This is a genomic window from Novosphingobium huizhouense (genome assembly GCF_020179475.1).
Taxonomy (GTDB): Bacteria; Pseudomonadota; Alphaproteobacteria; order Sphingomonadales; family Sphingomonadaceae; genus Novosphingobium; species Novosphingobium huizhouense.
Genome location: NZ_JAILXZ010000003.1, coordinates 158879 through 174793, shown reverse-complemented (window position 1 = coordinate 174793; position 15915 = coordinate 158879). Strand labels below are relative to the sequence as shown.

At 67.5% G+C, this 15915-nt stretch carries 19 protein-coding genes; 10 read left to right on the top strand and 9 right to left on the bottom strand.

Annotated features, from left to right (window positions below; all coding sequences use genetic code 11):
* Positions 1-61: 61 nt before the first annotated feature.
* Genes ccoP through ccoN form a run of 4 tightly spaced genes read right to left on the bottom strand, consistent with a single transcriptional unit; the run spans position 62 to position 3621 of the window.
* Positions 62-985 (bottom strand): cytochrome-c oxidase, cbb3-type subunit III, encoded by a 924-nt coding sequence (gene ccoP, locus K3A85_RS12795; protein ID WP_225206913.1) that lies wholly within the window; start codon positions 983-985, stop codon positions 62-64.
* Positions 975-1163 (bottom strand): cbb3-type cytochrome c oxidase subunit 3, encoded by a 189-nt coding sequence (locus K3A85_RS12790; RefSeq protein WP_225206912.1) that lies wholly within the window; start codon positions 1161-1163, stop codon positions 975-977. The genes ccoP and K3A85_RS12790 overlap by 11 nt, the downstream gene beginning before the upstream one ends.
* A complete protein-coding gene (gene ccoO / locus K3A85_RS12785) occupies positions 1160-1912 on the bottom strand; it encodes a cytochrome-c oxidase, cbb3-type subunit II (protein ID WP_225206911.1) in 753 nt (250 codons plus the stop codon). Before ccoO ends, K3A85_RS12790 begins: the two co-directional genes overlap by 4 nt.
* A gap of 23 nt (positions 1913-1935) precedes the next feature.
* Positions 1936-3621 (bottom strand): cytochrome-c oxidase, cbb3-type subunit I, encoded by a 1686-nt coding sequence (gene ccoN, locus K3A85_RS12780; protein ID WP_225206910.1) that lies wholly within the window; start codon positions 3619-3621, stop codon positions 1936-1938.
* Positions 3622-3862: 241 nt separating this feature from the next.
* On the opposite strand from ccoN, the gene K3A85_RS12775 reads away from it, so the two are divergent.
* On the top strand, positions 3863-4585 hold the full coding sequence (locus tag K3A85_RS12775) for an OmpW/AlkL family protein (protein ID WP_225206909.1): 723 nt from the start codon (positions 3863-3865) through the stop codon (positions 4583-4585).
* Between the two features lie 204 nt (positions 4586-4789).
* Positions 4790-5563 carry a transglutaminase-like domain-containing protein gene (locus K3A85_RS12770; protein WP_225206908.1) on the top strand — a complete coding sequence of 258 codons (774 nt, stop codon included), beginning with the start codon at positions 4790-4792 and terminating at the stop codon, positions 5561-5563.
* Here K3A85_RS12770 and K3A85_RS12765 read toward each other — a convergent pair.
* Positions 5560-6255, bottom strand: coding sequence for a Crp/Fnr family transcriptional regulator (locus tag K3A85_RS12765; protein ID WP_225206907.1), 696 nt, complete (start codon positions 6253-6255; stop codon positions 5560-5562). The genes K3A85_RS12770 and K3A85_RS12765 overlap by 4 nt on opposite strands.
* Positions 6256-6500: 245 nt before the next feature.
* A complete protein-coding gene (locus K3A85_RS12760) occupies positions 6501-6986 on the bottom strand; it encodes a flavin reductase family protein (RefSeq protein WP_225206906.1) in 486 nt (161 codons plus the stop codon).
* A 263-nt stretch (positions 6987-7249) separates the two neighbouring features.
* Here K3A85_RS12760 and K3A85_RS12755 point away from each other — a divergent pair, with 263 nt between their 5' ends.
* From K3A85_RS12755 to K3A85_RS12745, 3 genes are all read left to right on the top strand, one after another.
* The gene (locus K3A85_RS12755; protein WP_225206905.1) at positions 7250-7498 is read left to right on the top strand and encodes a hypothetical protein; all 249 of its coding nucleotides are present in this window, start codon (positions 7250-7252) and stop codon (positions 7496-7498) included.
* A gap of 136 nt (positions 7499-7634) precedes the next feature.
* Positions 7635-7826, top strand: coding sequence for a hypothetical protein (locus tag K3A85_RS12750; protein ID WP_225206904.1), 192 nt, complete (start codon positions 7635-7637; stop codon positions 7824-7826).
* 55 nt (positions 7827-7881) lie between these two features.
* Positions 7882-8121, top strand: a complete 240-nt coding sequence (locus K3A85_RS12745) for a hypothetical protein (RefSeq protein WP_225206903.1) — start codon at positions 7882-7884, stop codon at positions 8119-8121.
* A 95-nt stretch (positions 8122-8216) separates the two neighbouring features.
* Here K3A85_RS12745 and K3A85_RS12740 read toward each other — a convergent pair whose 3' ends face one another.
* Both K3A85_RS12740 and lepA read right to left on the bottom strand, forming a co-directional pair.
* A complete protein-coding gene (locus K3A85_RS12740) occupies positions 8217-8435 on the bottom strand; it encodes a cold-shock protein (RefSeq protein ID WP_225206902.1) in 219 nt (72 codons plus the stop codon).
* Positions 8436-8655: 220 nt separating this feature from the next.
* Positions 8656-10473: a translation elongation factor 4 gene (lepA, locus tag K3A85_RS12735; RefSeq protein WP_225206901.1), complete on the bottom strand. Its 1818-nt coding sequence runs from the start codon at positions 10471-10473 to the stop codon at positions 8656-8658.
* Between the two features lie 174 nt (positions 10474-10647).
* On the opposite strand from lepA, the gene K3A85_RS12730 reads away from it, so the two are divergent.
* The 5 genes from K3A85_RS12730 (at position 10648) to K3A85_RS12710 (ending at position 15655) form a co-directional block, all read left to right on the top strand.
* Positions 10648-11772 carry an acyl-CoA dehydrogenase family protein gene (locus K3A85_RS12730; protein ID WP_225206900.1) on the top strand — a complete coding sequence of 375 codons (1125 nt, stop codon included), beginning with the start codon at positions 10648-10650 and terminating at the stop codon, positions 11770-11772.
* Positions 11773-11795: 23 nt separating this feature from the next.
* Positions 11796-13067, top strand: coding sequence for an acyl-CoA dehydrogenase (locus K3A85_RS12725; RefSeq protein WP_225206899.1), 1272 nt, complete (start codon positions 11796-11798; stop codon positions 13065-13067).
* Positions 13068-13173: 106 nt separating this feature from the next.
* Complete coding sequence (locus tag K3A85_RS12720; RefSeq protein WP_225206898.1) at positions 13174-13572, top strand: group II truncated hemoglobin; 399 nt, start codon at positions 13174-13176, stop codon at positions 13570-13572.
* A 52-nt stretch (positions 13573-13624) separates the two neighbouring features.
* The gene (locus K3A85_RS12715) at positions 13625-14332 is read left to right on the top strand and encodes a fatty acid desaturase family protein (RefSeq protein ID WP_225206897.1); all 708 of its coding nucleotides are present in this window, start codon (positions 13625-13627) and stop codon (positions 14330-14332) included.
* Positions 14333-14497: 165 nt separating this feature from the next.
* Positions 14498-15655, top strand: coding sequence for a PrsW family glutamic-type intramembrane protease (locus tag K3A85_RS12710; RefSeq protein WP_225206896.1), 1158 nt, complete (start codon positions 14498-14500; stop codon positions 15653-15655).
* Here the strand turns inward: K3A85_RS12710 and K3A85_RS12705 are convergent.
* Positions 15630-15896 (bottom strand): hypothetical protein, encoded by a 267-nt coding sequence (locus K3A85_RS12705; protein WP_225206895.1) that lies wholly within the window; start codon positions 15894-15896, stop codon positions 15630-15632. The genes K3A85_RS12710 and K3A85_RS12705 overlap by 26 nt on opposite strands.
* Positions 15897-15915 lie beyond the last annotated feature (19 nt).

The window sequence follows — 15915 nt, the reverse complement described above, 5'->3', positions numbered from 1 at the left end:
CTTGGCTGTCCTGCTAGGGGCGGCCGCCGTCCCGCTGCCCGGGTCCGGCGGCCGCGCCCGATCATTTGGCTGCCGCCGAAGCTGCCGGTGCGGGCGCCGCGGCCGGGGCTCGCGCCTTTTCGCCACCGCCGAGCGAATGGACGTAGGCGGCGAGCATCTTGACCGTCACCGGATCGAGCCGGCTGCCCCAGGCGGGCATCACGCCGTAGCGGGCGTTGGTCACCGTCTCGGTCAGCGTCGCGCGGTCGCCGCCATAGAGCCAGATCGCATCGTTCAGACGCGGCGCGCCGACGGTTCGGCCGCCCTCGCCACCGGCGCCGTGACACACCGCGCAGTTGGCGGCGAAGATGGCCGCGCCGCGCTGCGAGGAACCGGAGGGCTTTTCCTGCCCGCTGATCACGCGGACGTGGCTGACCACGTCCTGCACTTGCGCTGCGGTGAGGATGCCGTCGCGCCCGAAGGCGGGCATCTGGCTCATCCGCGTGGCATCGTCGCCGGGCTGGCGGATGCCGTGGACCAGCGTCTGGTGGATCGTGGCAATGTCGCCGCCCCACAGCCAGTCGTCGTCGTTGAGGTTGGGATAGCCTTTCGCCCCCGCCGCGCCCGCGCCGTGGCACTGCACGCAGTTGACCTTGAACGCGGCGCGGCCGCCTTCGATCGAGGCGCGCAGCAGCTTCTCGTTGCCGGCGAGCTGCTCGACCGGCGTCGCGGCGATCTCGGCGCGGATGCCGGCGCGGGCGGCGTCGGCCTCCTTCATCTCGTGCGCCAGCGCGCCGCGGCTCGACCAGCCGAAGGTGCCGGCGCTGGCCTTGTGCAGGCCCGGGATCGCCGGGTAGACCACGCAATAGGCCACCGCGAAGACGATGGTGGCGTAGAACGTCCACAGCCACCAGCGCGGCAGCGGATTGTTCAATTCCTCGATGCCGTCCCATTCGTGGCCGACGGTTTCGACGCCCGTGGCGTCGTCGATGCGCTTATTGGCCATCGTTCTCATCCTTGAAGATCGAGGTCGCCGCCTGCGTGTTCGCGTCGCGTGCGCCGGGCCGGAACGGCCAGAGGCACAGGCCGACGAACACGATCCCCATCGCGAGCAGGCCCCAGCTGTCCGCGAGGTGGCGCAGCATGTCGTAGGTGGAGTGGGTGGAGAGGGCGAAGAGGCTCATCGTCCCTTCTCCTTGGCCAAATCCTCCTGCGCGGCGGGCGCATTGACGTCGACCATCGTGCCCAGCACCTGGAGATAGGCGACCAGCGCATCCATCTCGGTCAGGCGCTTGGGATCGCCGTCGAAGTCGCGCGCCTGAGCCTTGGGATAGCGCTTCCTGAGGTCGGCGGTATCGGCCTCGGGATCGGCCTGGGCCTTGAGGTCGTCGTTGGCCTTGGCGATGTCGGCCTTCGAATAAGGCACCCCGACGCGGTAGAGCGCCTGCAGCTCGGCGGTCATGTCGCCCGCGTTCAGCTCCTTCTCGGCGAGGAACTGGTAGGTCGGCATGATCGATTCCGGCACGACCGAGCGCGGGTCCTTGAGGTGCTGGACGTGCCACTCGTCCGAATACTTGCCGCCCACGCGCGCAAGGTCCGGCCCGGTGCGCTTCGAGCCCCACTGGAACGGATGGTCGTACATCGATTCCGCGGCGAGGCTGTAGTGGCCGTAGCGCTCGACCTCGTCGCGGAACGGACGGATCATCTGGCTGTGGCAGACGTAGCAGCCTTCGCGGATGTAGATGTCGCGGCCCGCCTGCTCGAGCGGGGTGTAGGGCCGCATCCCCTGGACCTTCTCGATGGTGTTGTCGATCCAGAACAGGGGCGCGATCTCGACGATGCCGCCGACGGTCACCGCGGCAAAGGCGAGCACGCCGAGCAGGGTGACGTTGCGTTCGAGCTTCTTGTGACGCTCCATGATGGAGAATGCCATTGTTCGTCTCCTTCCCCTGAGCGTCAGGCGTGGACCGCGGCCGCGGCCGGGGCTGCGGTGGCGGCGCCGACGAGCGGCACGTCGCGGTTCGCGTCGTAGGGGGTCTCGGTCATCGGCTTTTCTTCGCGCAGCGGCGAGCCGAGGATCGTGCGGGTGATGTTGTAGGCCATGATGCTGGCGCCGGCGAGGTAGAGCAGCCCGCCGAAGGCGCGCAGCGCATACATCGGGTGGAGCGCGGCGACGGTCTCGGCGAACGAGTTCACGAGGTAGCCGTCCGGCCCGTATTCGCGCCACATCAGGCCCTGGGTGATGCCCGCCACCCACATGCTCGCGGCGTAGAACACGATGCCGGTGGTCGCGAGCCAGAAGTGCCAGTTGACCAGGCGCAGGCTGTAGAGCCGCTCGCGGTTCCACAGGCGCGGCGCGAGGTAGTAGAGCGTGGCGAAGGTCACCATGCCGTTCCAGCCGAGCGCGCCCGAATGCACGTGGCCGATGGTCCAGTCGGTGTAGTGCGAGAGCGAATTGACGCTCTTGATCGACATCATCGGGCCTTCGAACGTGCTCATGCCGTAGAAGGCGAGGCTCATCACGTACATGCGGATGATCGGGTCGGTGCGGATCTTGTCCCAGGCGCCGTTGAGCGTCATCAGGCCGTTGATCATGCCGCCCCAGCTCGGCATCCACAGCATGACCGAAAAGACCATGCCCAGCGTCTGCGCCCAGTCGGGCAGCGCGGTGTAATGGAGATGGTGCGGACCCGCCCAGATGTAGAGGAAGATCAGCGCCCAGAAGTGGATGATCGACAGGCGATAGCTGTAGATCGGGCGCTCGGCCTGCTTGGGCACGAAGTAGTACATCATCGCGAGGAAGCCGGCGGTGAGGAAGAAGCCCACCGCGTTGTGGCCGTACCACCACTGCACCAGCGCGCCCTGCACCCCGCCGAACACCGAGATCGAGTGCGAGCCGAAGAAGCTGACCGGCACCGCGGTGTTGTTGACCAGGTGGAGCATCGCCACGGTCAGGATGAACGAGAGGTAGAACCAGTTGGCGACGTAGATGTGCGGTTCGGTGCGCTTGAGGATCGTGCCGACGAAGACCGCGAGGTAGGCGACCCAGACGATCGTCAGCCACAGGTCGACGTACCATTCGGGCTCGGCATATTCCTTGCCCTGCGTCACGCCGAGCAGGTAGCCGGTGGCCGCGAGCACGATGAACAGCTGGTAGCCCCAGAAGACGAAACGGGCGAGGCCGGGGAAGGCCAGCCTCGCCCGGCAGGTGCGCTGGACGACGTAGTAGGACGTCGCGATCAGCGCATTGCCTCCGAACGCGAAGATGACCGCGCTGGTGTGCAACGGGCGCAGGCGGCCGAAGTTGATCCATTCGAGCCCGAGGTTGAGCTGCGGCCAGGTCAGTTCGAGCGCGATGTAGAGCCCGGCGAGGAACCCGGCCATGCCCCAGAACACCGTGGCGATGACCCCCCAGCGGATCGGGTCGTCGTCATAGCGGCCCTGGTCGGGCATCCGCAGCGCGCCGCGCACCAGCGCATCGACGTCGGCCTGGCGCAGCGAGACGACGAGGCCGATCAGCGCGGCGAAAGCGCAGATGGTCATGTGGATCGCAAAGGGCGCATCCTTGGCGAGCGCGACTGCGATGACGGTGAAAAAAAGTACAGCGAGCCAGACGCCGCTGCGCGTCACTAACGAGACCATGGACCCTTCCCTTCCATGCATGATGTGACAGTGCCCGTGCGACGGGAGGGAAGGCAGAACATTGACGAACGTCAAAATTGCGGAGAATCAGATTGTTCGACAAGTCAGTCGACGCGCCCCGTTATTTTTGCGCTTCGTCAATGCTTGCGATTCGCTCCCGCAGCATCAGCGTCTCACACCGCGAGGCCGAAATACAGGCCTGCGAGGGGCAGGCCACCCGCGGTCGCAGGACATGATGACCATGAACAAGTTCTTCAGCGTCGCCCCGCACGTCGCCCTGGCGGCGGCCCTCGCCACCACCGCGCTGGTCGCCCCGGTCGCCGCGCACGCCGGCTCGGCCGACGGCAAGTGGCAGGTCAAGGTGCTCGGCACCGCCGTGCTGCCCGACGGCAAGATCGACGAGATCAAGTCGATCGACACGACGACCACGCTGGGCTCGACGCTCGCCGCCGTGACCGGCCCCGACACCCGCGCCAACGACAACGTCGTGCCCACGCTCGCGGTCGAGTATTTCTTCAGCCCCAACGTCTCGGTCGAGACGATCTGCTGCTTCACCGGCCACCATGTCGAAGGCGACAAGGGCCTTGCCGGCGCGGGCCACCTCGTCGACCACGTGCTGATCCTGCCCGCCACGGTCACCGCCAAGGCGCACCTGCCGCTCGGGCCGATCAAGCCCTACGTCGGCGCCGGCCCCGCCCTGTTCTTCGTGTTCGGCGAAAAGCCCGGCGACACCGCGAAGGCGCTCGGCGTCGACAAGGTGAAGATGAGCAATTCGCTCGGCGTAGCGCTGCAGGGCGGCGTCGACATCGCGCTGGGCGACAAGGGCTTCGGCCTCTCGCTCGACGCCAAGAAGTACTTCATCAAGCCGACCGCCAAGTTCTACGACAACGGCACGCTGGCGCTGGAAACCAAGCACAAGCTCGATCCCTGGGTGCTCAGCGCCGGGGTAAGCTACCGCTTCTGATCTCGCTTTCCCCGTTCCCGCCCTTCCCCAAATCTGGGCGGGAGCGGGGATCGGCGGGCGGGTCTGCCGGGGTTCTGGGATCACTCCTGCACGGCCCGCCCGCTTAATTTTTCGGGGCATCACGTCCCCGCCGCTCTCGAAAGCGAAACCTTCGCCTGCCATGGCGGTTGCCCCTGCACCATCCCCGGGACCCAGGAGCAACCCTTGCCGCGCCAGCTTTCGATCGACGTCCTGCTCGACTACCAGTTCGACGAGCCGGCCGACGTCCTGCTCCAGATCGAAGCCGCGCCGCTGCCCGACCAGACCATCGTCGAAAGCAGCCTCGACCTTGCCGATGGCGTGCGCGTCGCGGCGCTCGACGGCGTGGGCGAGCGGATCTGGCTGCACCGCTCGGGCCGGATGCGCGTCAACTATCGCGCCAGCGTCGAGATCACCCGCGCCGGCATCGACCTCGCCCCGCTCGCGGCCGTCGCGCACCGCGACCTGCCCGGCGAGACGATCCCCTACCTGATGCCCTCGCGCTATTGCCCGTCCGACCGGTTCCAGGCCTTTGCGCTGCGCACCTTCGGCGAGATCGGCAACGGCGCGGGCGTGCTCGCGATCCGCGACTGGATCGCCGGCCACCTCGACTACGTCGCCGGGGTCAGCAACAGCGGCACCTGCGCCACCGACACCTTCGTCACGCGCCAGGGCGTCTGCCGCGACTACGCCCACCTGATGGTCACGCTGGCGCGCGCCGCTGGTCTGCCGGCGCGGTTCGCCAGCGTCTATGCCGCCGGGGTCAAGCCACAGGACTTCCACGCCGTGGCGCAAGTCTGGCTCGAAGGCGCATGGCACATCGTCGACGCCACCGGCATGGCCCGGTGCGACGAGACGGCGATCATCGGCGTCGGCCGCGATGCCGCCGACGTCGCCTTCCTCACCGCCTTCGGCTTTGCCCGCTACGTCGACCAGCGGGTGGCGGTCGCGGCAGCCTAGCCCGCCAGCGCCACCAGCGCGGGGCGGTCGAGGATCTCGACCTCGCGGCGCGAGGGCAGTTCGATCACGCCCTCGTTCTTCAGCTTGGTGAATTGGCGGCTGACCGTCTCGATCGTCAGGCCGAGCACGTCGGCGACCTGCTGGCGGCTGAACGGCAAGGAGAAGCGCCGCGCCGGGCCGAGCTTGACCGCGCAGCCGGTCTCGCTCAGCCGCTCGCTCATCTCGAGCAGGAAGGTCGCGATCTTCTCGGGCGCGGTCTTGCGGCCGAGCAGCATCATCCATGCGCGCGTCCGGTCGAGTTCGGCGAGCGTGCGCTCAAGCAGCTTGTGCTCGAGTTCGGGGTGTTCGCGCGCGTAGCGGTCGAAGTCGTTGCGGGCGAAGACGCAGACCCGCGCATCGGTGAGCGCGACCACGCTCGCCTTGCTGGTCTGGCCGAACGGGCGGCCGATGAAGTCCGACGGATAGGCGACGCCGACGATCTGCTCGCGTCCGTCCTCGGTCGAGGTGGTCAGCTTGAGCACGCCTTCGATGACGTTGGCGACGAGCAGCGAGTCGTCGTCCTCCCAGATCAGCGGTTCGCCCGCGGCGACCGCGCGGCGACGGCCCATCGCGCTCAACGCGGCGATCTCCTGGTTGTCCAGGCCGGCGCAGATCGCCCGGTTGCGGACGACACAGGTATCGCAAGACGACATGGTCCGATCGCGTATCAAAATCATGCAGCGGTCACAATGTCATCGCACGTGGCGACGGCGCAAAAAAATCGGGCGGCCAGGACCTGGCCGCCCGAGTTGGGGAGAAATCGGCGAGAGGAGGACGGGCCATCGGGCCCCTCGTCCTGTCGACGCCTGCTTACTCGCGCAGGTGCGGCAAACGCGCCTTGATCGAGGTCAAACAGGAAAAAATACGCAGGCCGGTCGACGGCTGGCCGGGCCAGGCCTCAGCCCTCGAGCCGGGACAGGTCGTGGTAACCGCCGCGGAAGAACAGCAGCGGCGCCCCGCCCTCGCGGTGCCCCAGCGCCTCGACGGCGCCGACCACCAGCCAGTGATCGCCGATCCCGACGACGCGCTCGATCGCGCAGTCGATCCACGCCACCGCATCGTCGAGCAGCGGCAGGCCGGCCGGGCTGTGCCCGTGCGCGAGTTCGGCAAACTTGTCGTCGCTGCGCGCGGCGAAGCGGCGGCACAGGCCGATCTGGTCGGCGCCGAGCACGTTGACGCAGAAGCGCCCCGTCGCCTCGATGCGGGCCCAGGTGGTCGAACGCTTGTCGGGAAAGAACCCGACCAGCGGCGGGTCGAGCGAGATCGAGGTGAACGAGCCGACGACCAGCCCATGGCGTGCGCCGTCCTCGCCAAGCGCGGTGATCACGCAGACCCCGGTTGGATAGGATCCCAGCACGTCGCGGAACTGGCGCGGTTCGATCATTGATTACCCCGTTTCACTTCGCCGATGCCCTTCCGCCGCCGCACGCGCCGATGCAACACCTTCCTTGGCCGCTGCCCCTGAAGGTCGGTCGGCGGGATCGCTGCCGCTAGGCCAATCCGCGCGGCTGCGCCAATGCAATATGCTCATCAACGCATGAGCCGCGCCCAAGGCACCCGTCGCGCTGGAATGGCGCCCTGGCCGCGGGCACGGAACCGGGGCGCCGCCCGTACGCTGCACCTGCAACCAGCACGAGGACCGACCCGATGCAATTCAAGACTCTCCCGGCCGGGGCTTTGCCCATCCTCGCCGCGCTGGCCCTCTCGGCCTGTGACAGCGGCGGCGGCGGCGGGACGCAGCAGGACGTGCCGGAAAACCAGGGCATAGGCAGCAGCGTGGGCGACGGCGCGCCGGGCGGCAGCACAGGTGCAAGCGATACCGCCGTGCCGGCCACGCAAGGCCCCAACACGGCCGCGACGGGAGCGACCACGCCGGCCGCCACCGGCAGTCTTTGAACGCGCAATTCGCGGAGCCTTGCCACACCCCTTGTAATCGCGTCCGGCGGACCCCACATCCGGACCATCGCCTGCGCCTTCATGCATCCAGGCGGCTGAGAGACCCCGCGCGCTCCCGCATGTTAGGAGCACGCCCGTGGACCTCAACCATCTTCTCTATCAGCAGCAGGTCGCGATCCTGCGGAAGAGCGAAGAGACCCCTGCCCGCTGTAGCGCCGGGTTTGACCTCGTTCGCCATTACCAGCGTCGTATCGACCGGCTTCGCGAAGACCTGGGCGCAACCGGCTGGCCGGAATGGTGCGCCGCTGGCCCCGGCATGCTCGCATGAAGCCCGCGCCAGCGCAACTTTCCCGCATCCCCCGATGCCTATTCCGGAGAGACACGTGATCACGAGAGCCATCAACCTTGCGCTTCCTGAACAGGAAGTGCGCAGCCGCTGCGACGCGCGCAAGATCAAGGTAAGCGCGATGGAGACGCTTCCGTCGGGGGGAACCCATCTCGTCTGTCTGACGATCGAGGGCGCCGACGACGCACGCGCGCATTTCAAGAAGGCGATCATGTCCGGGCCAGTGCCTCGCTTCGCCTTCCTGCGGCACGACGAGGCACGCGCGCGCTCGCGCTGAACTTGATAGACCTACGAAAAAGGGGCTGCTCCGAGATGGAGCAGCCCCATTTTTGCATTCGGGTGCGGATGCCACGCGGCGTCCGCCCCTTCAGGTCAGCCTTGCGACTGCAGGTTGACCGCGCTGGTCTTGCCGCGCTGGTCGGTTGCCAGTTCGTAGCTCACGCGCTCGTTCTGGCTCAGCGTTGCGAGGCCTGCGCGCTCGACGGCCGAGATGTGGACGAAAGCGTCCTGCCCGCCGGTTTCAGGGGCGATGAAGCCATAGCCCTTGTCGGCGTTGAAGAACTTGACGGTGCCGGTGATGGTCGAACTCATGATGCGTTCCTTCGATTGGCGGACGGCCGAGAGTCGGCGATCCTCTTGCTGCAAGGGCAGGGAGTGAAGGAAACGCAGCAGCCGCAAAGCGCCGAAAGACCGTCAGTATGCGACTGTTAGCAGTAGCGTAGATAGGGACGATTGGAGCGGGTTCAAGGGGCGCGACGCCCCGGCGCATGCAAAGCCTGCGCCGGGCTCGCTCACGCTCCCGATGAGCGGATCATTCCTCACCCATCCGCAGCGCGGCGATGAAGGCTTCCTGCGGGATCTGGACGTTGCCGTATTCGCGCATGCGGGCCTTGCCCTTCTTCTGCTTTTCCAGAAGCTTCTTCTTGCGGGTGATGTCGCCGCCATAGCACTTGGCGGTGACGTCCTTGCGCAGCGCGGCGATGGTTTCGCGGGCGATGACCTTGCCGCCGATCGCCGCCTGGATCGGGATTTTGAACAGGTGGCGCGGGATCAGGTCCTTCAAGCGTTCGCACATGCCGCGACCGCGTTCCTCGGCGACGGCGCGGTGGACGATCATCGACAGCGCGTCGACCGGCTCGTTGTTGACGAGGATGCTCATCTTGACGAGGTCGCCCTCGCGCAGGCCGATCTGCTCGTAGTCGAAGCTCGCATAGCCGCGGCTGATCGACTTGAGGCGGTCGTAGAAGTCGAACACCACTTCGTTGAGCGGCAATTCATAGTTCACCTGCGCGCGGCCGCCGACATAGGTCAGGCCGGTCTGGATGCCGCGCCGGTCCTGGCAGAGCTTGAGGATCGAGCCGAGGTATTCGTCGGGCGTGTAGATCGTCGCCTTGATCCACGGCTCGTCGATCTGCTCGATCCGGTTGGGATCGGGATAGTCGGCCGGGTTGTGCAGCAGGATCTCGCGCGCGTCGTCGGTCTTGCTGGCGCGCAGCTGGATGCGATAGACGACCGAGGGGCTCGTGGTGATGAGGTCGAGGTCGTATTCGCGGCTGAGGCGCTCCTGGATGATTTCCAGGTGGAGGAGCCCCAGGAACCCGCAGCGGAAGCCGAAGCCCAGCGCCGCGCTGCTTTCCATCTCGAAGCTGAAGCTGGCGTCGTTCAGGCGCAGCTTGGCGATGCTCTCGCGCAGCTTGTCGAAGTCGGCGGCGTCGACCGGGAACAGGCCGCAGAACACCACGGGCTGCACTTCCTTGTAGCCCGGCAGCGCCTCGAGCGCGCCACCCTTCACCGTGGTGATCGTGTCGCCGACCTTGGCGGTTTCGACCTCCTTGATCTGCGCGGTGATGAAGCCGATCTCGCCGGGGCCCAGCTCGGGCAGGTCCTCGCGCTTGGGCGTGAAGCAGCCGACGCGATCGATCAGGTGCTCGGTGCCGCCGGCCATGAACTTGACCTGCAAGCCCTTCTTGATCACGCCATCGACCACGCGGACAAGGATGACGACGCCGAGATAGGGATCGTACCATGAGTCGACCAGCATGGCCTTGAGCGGCGCGGCGCGATCGCCCTTGGGCGGCGGAATGCGCTCCACCACGGCGTCGAGCACATCCTCGATGCCGATGCCGGACTTGGCGCTGGTCAGCACCGCCTGGCTCGCGTCGAGGCCGATCACTTCCTCGATCTCGTCCTTGACCTTCTCCGGCTCGGCCGCGGGCAGATCGATCTTGTTGATCACCGGCACGATCTCGTGGTCGTGCTCGATCGACTGGTAGACGTTGGCGAGCGTCTGCGCCTCGACCCCTTGCGCGGCGTCGACCACCAGCAGCGCGCCCTCGCAGGCGGCGAGGCTGCGGCTGACTTCGTAGGCGAAGTCGACGTGGCCGGGGGTGTCCATCAGGTTGAGCTCGTAGGTCAGCCCGTCCTTGGCCTTGTAGTTCAGGCGGACGGTCTGCGCCTTGATGGTGATCCCGCGCTCCTTCTCGATGTCCATGTTGTCGAGCACCTGCGCGCTCATCTCGCGCTCGGTCAGGCCGCCGGTGTACTGGATCAGGCGGTCGGCCAGCGTGGACTTGCCGTGGTCGATGTGGGCAATGATGGAGAAATTGCGGATCAGCGCGAGGTCGGTCATGCCGCGCGCGTTAGCAGCGCGCCGCCATGCTGTCATCTGCCCCGATTCCCGGAGGGCCATCTGTCCCCAGCGCATTTTTTAATTGATCAATTAAGGCAGATGTCGCAGCGTCGCGGATGTGGCCCAGCGCGATTCCGCGCAAGGCTCAAGAACATTGCCCATGGGAGTGGCGGCATGAATCTCGATTTCTCCGACGAGCAGAAGGCGCTCAAGGACCAGGTGCGGCGGTTCCTCGAGGACCGTGGCGGCGTGGCGCAGATGCGCGCCGTGCTGACCAGCGATGCGAGCTACGACAAGGATCTCTACAAGGGCCTCGCCGAACTGGGCGTGCTCGGCGCGGCGATCCCGGAGGAATTCGGCGGCGTCGGCCTGTCGCACCTCGACCTGTGCGTGGTGGCCGAGGAACTGGGGCGCGTGATCGCGCCGGTGCCGGTCGCCTCGTCGATCTACCTCGCCGCCGAATTCCTGCTCCAGGCGGGATCGCAGGCGCAGAAGGAAGCCTGGCTGCCCAAGCTCGCCGCCGGCGAAGCGATCGGCGCCTTCGCGCTGAACGAAGGCGAAGGGCGCATGGGGCCTGAAAAGATCAAGGCCAGCGTTTCGGGCGGCAAGCTCACCGGCACCAAGAGCCCGGTCGCCGATGGCGACTGCGCCGATGTCGCCATTGTCGCCGCCAAGTCGGACAGCGGCGCTGTCTCGCTCTACGTCGTCGATCTCAACGGCCCGGGCGTCGAGCGCCGGACGCTGGGTTCGATCGACCCGAGCCGTGGGCAGGCGGTGCTGACGTTCAGCGGCGCGCCGGCCGAACTGCTCGGCGGCGAAGGCGATGGCTGGCACATCGCGACGCAGGTGATGGACCGCGCGGCGATCCTGATGGCCTACGAGCAGCTGGGCGGCGCCGACCGCGCGCTGGAAATGGCGCGCGACTATGCGCTGGAGCGCATGGCGTTCGGCCGGCCGATCGGCTCGTTCCAGGCGATCAAGCACATGCTGGCCGACATGTACGTTTCGGCGACGCTCGCGCGCTCGAACTGCTACTACGGCGCCTGGGCGCTCGCTTCCGGCGCATCGGAGCTGCCGGTCGCCGCCGCCACCGCGCGCGTTTCGGCGAGCCAGGCCTTCCAGCACTGCGCCAAGAACAACATCCAGGTGCACGGCGGCATGGGCTTCACGTTCGAGTACGACTGCCACCTGTTCTATCGCCGCGCCAACGCCCTCGCGCTCGCGCTCGGTTCGGTCTCGACCTGGGAGGACATGCTTGTCGACCGCATGACCACCGGCAACGTCGCTGCCGCCGCCTGACCCCTTTCATTCGGAGAGCAATGATGGACTTCGAAGATACCCCGCAAGAAGCCGCCTTCCGCGCCGAAGTGCGCAGCTGGATCGACGCCAACGCCCCCAAGCACCTCGAGGACCAATTGAAGCGCGCCAACTTCGGCGACATGGGCATCACCAGCGAGGACCCGATCCAGGCGTGCAAGGCCTGGCAGAAGAAGAAGGCCGAGGCCGGCTGGGCCTGCCTGCACTGGCCCAAGGAATACGGCGGCGGCAACCGCACGCCGATGGAACGCGTGATCTGGAACCAGGAAGAGGGCATCTTCCGCGCGCTCGGCGGCCTGTTCACGATCGGCCAGGGCATGTGCGGCCCGACGGTGATGGCCTGGGCCGATGAAGAGACCAGGCGCCGCATGCTGCCCCCGCTCGCCTCGGGCGAGGAAGTGTGGTGCCAGCTGTTCTCCGAACCCGCCAGCGGCTCGGACCTTGCCGGGCTGCGCACCCGCGCGGTCAAGGCCGAGGACGGTTCGGGCGACTGGATCGTCAACGGCCAGAAGATCTGGACCAGCGGCGCGCAGAACTCCGACTGGGGCCTGCTGATCGCCCGCACCGACCCCGACGTGCCCAAGCACAAGGGGCTGACCATGTTCTTCCTGTCGATGAAGTCGCCGGGGGTCGAGGTCCGCCCGATCAAGCAGGCGAACGGCCAGTCCTCGTTCAACGAAGTCTACTTCACCGACGTGCGCATCCCCGACAGCCAGCGCCTCGGCGCGGTCGGCCAGGGCTGGGAAGTCTCGCTGACCACGCTGATGAACGAGCGCCTGTCGATTGGCGCGGGCATGTCGACCGGGTTCCCGCAGCTGCTGTCGCTGTGCATGGACGTCGAAGTGGACGGCAAGCCGGCGGTGCAGGATTCGAACGTGCGCTCGAAGCTCGCGCAGTTCGCGGTGCGCGAGATGGGCCTCAAGTACACCGGCATGCGTGCCATCACCGCGCTGTCGAAGGGCGAAACGCCGGGGCCGGAAAACTCGATCGGCAAGCTCGTCGCCGGCGCCACCATGCAGGACCTCGCGATGTTCGCGCTTGATCTGCAGGGCCAGTCGGGCGTGATCTGGGAGAAGGACGGCCCGCACGATGGCCGCTTCCAGGCGATCCTGATGCGCTCGCCCGCCACCCGCATCGAAGGCGGCTCGGACGAGATCCTGCGCAACATCATCGGCGAACGCGTGCTGGGGCTTCCGGGCGACATCCGCGTCGACAAGGACGTGGCGTTCAAGGACATCCCGACCAGCGGCCGAAAGAAGGCTGCCGCCGCCGCCTGATAAGGGCCGGGCACGAACGAACGGAGGGCGCCCCCTTGCGGAACGGGGCGCCCTTCTTCGTGTGGCGCGTGTTGCAGCGTGGGCCATCCTGCGCCAAGGCGCCGCCATGGAGCAGACCCCTTACGAACTCTTCGGCGGCGAGAGCACCGTGCGCGCGCTGTGCGCCCGCTTCTACGCGCTGATGGACACCCTGCCCGAGGCCCACGCGGTGCGCGCGGTCCATCCGCCGTCGCTGGCGAATGCGGAGGTGAAGCTCTACGATTACCTGACCGGCTGGCTCGGCGGCCCGCCGCTCTATACCGACAAGCATGGCCACCCGCGGTTGCGCATGCGCCACTTCGTCGCCCCCATCGGCCGGGCCGAGATCGAAGGCTGGCTGCTCTGCTTCCGTCAGGCGTGGGGCGAAGTGATCGCGCCCTCGCCGCTTGCGGACGCGATCATGGCAAAGGTCGAAGCGCTAGCCTGGCACATGGGCAACCAGCCCGACGCCGCAGCGCCTGATTGAACGCCCGGCAAGCCTGTCCTAGAGAAGGCGCGGCAGGCAGGATGAGGGACGAATGATCTGGCAACGTCTCGTGCTGGCGGCGTTCTGCGCCTCGCTCGGGGTCAACCTTTGGGGCGCGCTGCGCGATCCATCGCTGCTCGCGATCCCGGCGGCGCTCGGTGGGTGGTACCTCGCCGACCTGCTTTCGGGCCTCGTCCACATGGTCATGGACTACCGGCCCTGCCCCGAGGGCAAGGGCCTTGCCGCGCTCTACTTCTACGAGGGGCGGCGCGGGATGCCCGCATACCAGGCGCAGTTTCGCGATACGATGCGCAAGATCAGCGTCTTCGAGCGCATTTCCTACGACTTCAAGAACCACCACCCGCGGCCCGACGCGCTGGGGCGCCGGTCGGTCTGGCGGCTGATCGGATCGACCGTGATCGCCGCTGCGCTGCCGCTTTCGCTGCTGGGCAACGCGCTGGTGCTGCTGACGGCGGTGCCGGGCTGGGTGATGGCCTTCGCCACCGCGATGCTCGTCGGCGGCGGCTTCGCGCAATACTTCCACGGCACGCTGCACCGGCGCGAGAACCCCGGGTTCGTGACTGCCCTGCGCCGGGCGGGACTGCTGATGACGCCACAGGCCCACCAGATCCACCACGATACGCTGCGTCGCGACTTCGCCACCAATTGCGGCTGGTCCAACCCGGTGATCAACCGCCTGTTCCTTGGCCTGCGCGCGCGCGGCATGCTCGACGATGCGGGCCTCGAACCGCGGTCGTGATGTCCACAGCTTTTCCACAGGACCTGCACTTGTTCGGCGATCGCCGCGATCCAAGTCGCTGATCCACAAGGTTCGCCTGCAAAGGGCATCACGCCCGCCCCGTTTGGCCCCGGGCGCCTCCGCGCGTACGAACGGTCACGGGATCTGACGGGGGGTGCGCCGATCATGCTTGCCGACCATCTCGACCACACACCACTTGCCACCGCGCGTGGCAAGCTGATGCTGGCAGGCCTGCTCGCCGCCCAGGGAGCGCTTGCCACCTGGGCGTGGAACGGATGGGTCCATCCCGTCTCCAATGCGCCGCTCCTCGTCCTCGGCATCGGGGCGGGACTGCTGGGCTCGTCCTGGACTCTGATTGCGATCGCGTTCCTCGGCCGGCGGCGTCGCGCCACCTGGCCGGTGCGCTGGCTCGTATTCCTCTGGGCCGCCGCAGTCACTCCCGCCTGCGCCGCCTTCTTCAACAGCCACAGCCCCGCGACCGCGCTGACCGTCGGGATCAACGAGGAGTTCTGGAAGGTTACGCCGCTGCTGCTCGCCGCCTGGTTCGTGCCCTGGTCGCTGCGCGGCACGCGCGACGGGCTGCTCATGGGCGCGCTCGGCGGGGTCGGCTTCAACGTGATCGAGCTTGCGGTCTACTACATCCGCATGTCCTACCCGCAGCAGGGCCTGTTCCGCGGTCTCGACGCACAGCTCGGTCGCCTCGGGCTGTGGGGCGTCGACAATCACGTCGTCTGGAGCGCCCTCGTCGGAGCGGGAATCGGCCATGCGATCCACACCCGCTCGGGGCGGCGGTGGCTGATTCCGCTCGGCACTTACCTCCTCGCCGCGGTGACCCACATGGCGCAGGATTTCCTGCTCGGCCCCGTGCTTCTCGTGCTGATCCTCGCTGGGATCGTCCAGAGAACATCAGGTGTCTCCATCGTGGGCACGCCGACGAAGGCGCAGGTGGCGATGTCCGAACGCTGGCTGCCCACGGCCTCCGGGCTCGAGGTCATCGCGATCAATATGGTCATTCTTCCGCTTCTGGCGCTCGCCCTGCTTCGCAGCGGGCACGAGGAGCGCAAGGCGCTGGCTGCGGCCCTTTCGGGCGAGGACGGCACCATCGTGACCCCTGAGGAGCTTGCCGACGCCAACCGGGCCACGCGCTTCCACAGGCGCATGATCACGGCGTCGACCGCCCGCGCTCGCAAGCACATCCGCCGCGCGCAGGATGCGCTGGCGTTCCGCAAGGAGTTCCTCGCCCGGATCGGGATCGACGACAGGGCCGACCCGGTGGCGACCCGCTATCGCGCGCGGATCACCGCACTGCGCTCCGCGCCCTGAGCCAGCGCGCCAGGACCACCAGTACCGCGAGATTGACCAGCGGGCAGAGCACGACGACCAGGCTTCCCGTGCCGGCGGTCACATCGCCCGCGCCGGTCATGGCGACCCAGGGCAGGCCGAGCGCGACGAGGTAGATCGCCCCGAAAGCGGACCGTTGCGATACCGGGCCGACCAACGACAGCGCGAACACGCCGAGCGCTATCGCATAAGCAAGCAGATATGCGCGGATCACCCATTTCATCGCCAGGCCCTCCACCCGC

Bases quoted from the DNA above. Each gene is read 5' to 3' on its own strand.
- ccoP (WP_225206913.1), bottom strand. From the start codon at position 985: ATGGCCAATAAGCGCATCGACGACGCCACGGGCGTCGAAACCGTCGGC.
- K3A85_RS12790 (WP_225206912.1), bottom strand. From the start codon at position 1,163: ATGAGCCTCTTCGCCCTCTCCACCCACTCCACCTACGACATGCTGCGC.
- ccoO (WP_225206911.1), bottom strand. From the start codon at position 1,912: ATGGCATTCTCCATCATGGAGCGTCACAAGAAGCTCGAACGCAACGTC.
- ccoN (WP_225206910.1), bottom strand. From the start codon at position 3,621: ATGGTCTCGTTAGTGACGCGCAGCGGCGTCTGGCTCGCTGTACTTTTT.
- K3A85_RS12775 (WP_225206909.1), top strand. From the start codon at position 3,863: ATGAACAAGTTCTTCAGCGTCGCCCCGCACGTCGCCCTGGCGGCGGCC.
- K3A85_RS12765 (WP_225206907.1), bottom strand. From the start codon at position 6,255: ATGTCGTCTTGCGATACCTGTGTCGTCCGCAACCGGGCGATCTGCGCC.
- K3A85_RS12760 (WP_225206906.1), bottom strand. From the start codon at position 6,986: ATGATCGAACCGCGCCAGTTCCGCGACGTGCTGGGATCCTATCCAACC.
- K3A85_RS12755 (WP_225206905.1), top strand. From the start codon at position 7,250: ATGCAATTCAAGACTCTCCCGGCCGGGGCTTTGCCCATCCTCGCCGCG.
- K3A85_RS12740 (WP_225206902.1), bottom strand. From the start codon at position 8,435: ATGAGTTCGACCATCACCGGCACCGTCAAGTTCTTCAACGCCGACAAG.
- lepA (WP_225206901.1), bottom strand. From the start codon at position 10,473: ATGACCGACCTCGCGCTGATCCGCAATTTCTCCATCATTGCCCACATC.
- K3A85_RS12730 (WP_225206900.1), top strand. From the start codon at position 10,648: ATGAATCTCGATTTCTCCGACGAGCAGAAGGCGCTCAAGGACCAGGTG.
- K3A85_RS12725 (WP_225206899.1), top strand. From the start codon at position 11,796: ATGGACTTCGAAGATACCCCGCAAGAAGCCGCCTTCCGCGCCGAAGTG.
- K3A85_RS12720 (WP_225206898.1), top strand. From the start codon at position 13,174: ATGGAGCAGACCCCTTACGAACTCTTCGGCGGCGAGAGCACCGTGCGC.
- K3A85_RS12715 (WP_225206897.1), top strand. From the start codon at position 13,625: ATGATCTGGCAACGTCTCGTGCTGGCGGCGTTCTGCGCCTCGCTCGGG.
- K3A85_RS12710 (WP_225206896.1), top strand. From the start codon at position 14,498: ATGCTTGCCGACCATCTCGACCACACACCACTTGCCACCGCGCGTGGC.
- K3A85_RS12705 (WP_225206895.1), bottom strand. From the start codon at position 15,896: ATGAAATGGGTGATCCGCGCATATCTGCTTGCTTATGCGATAGCGCTC.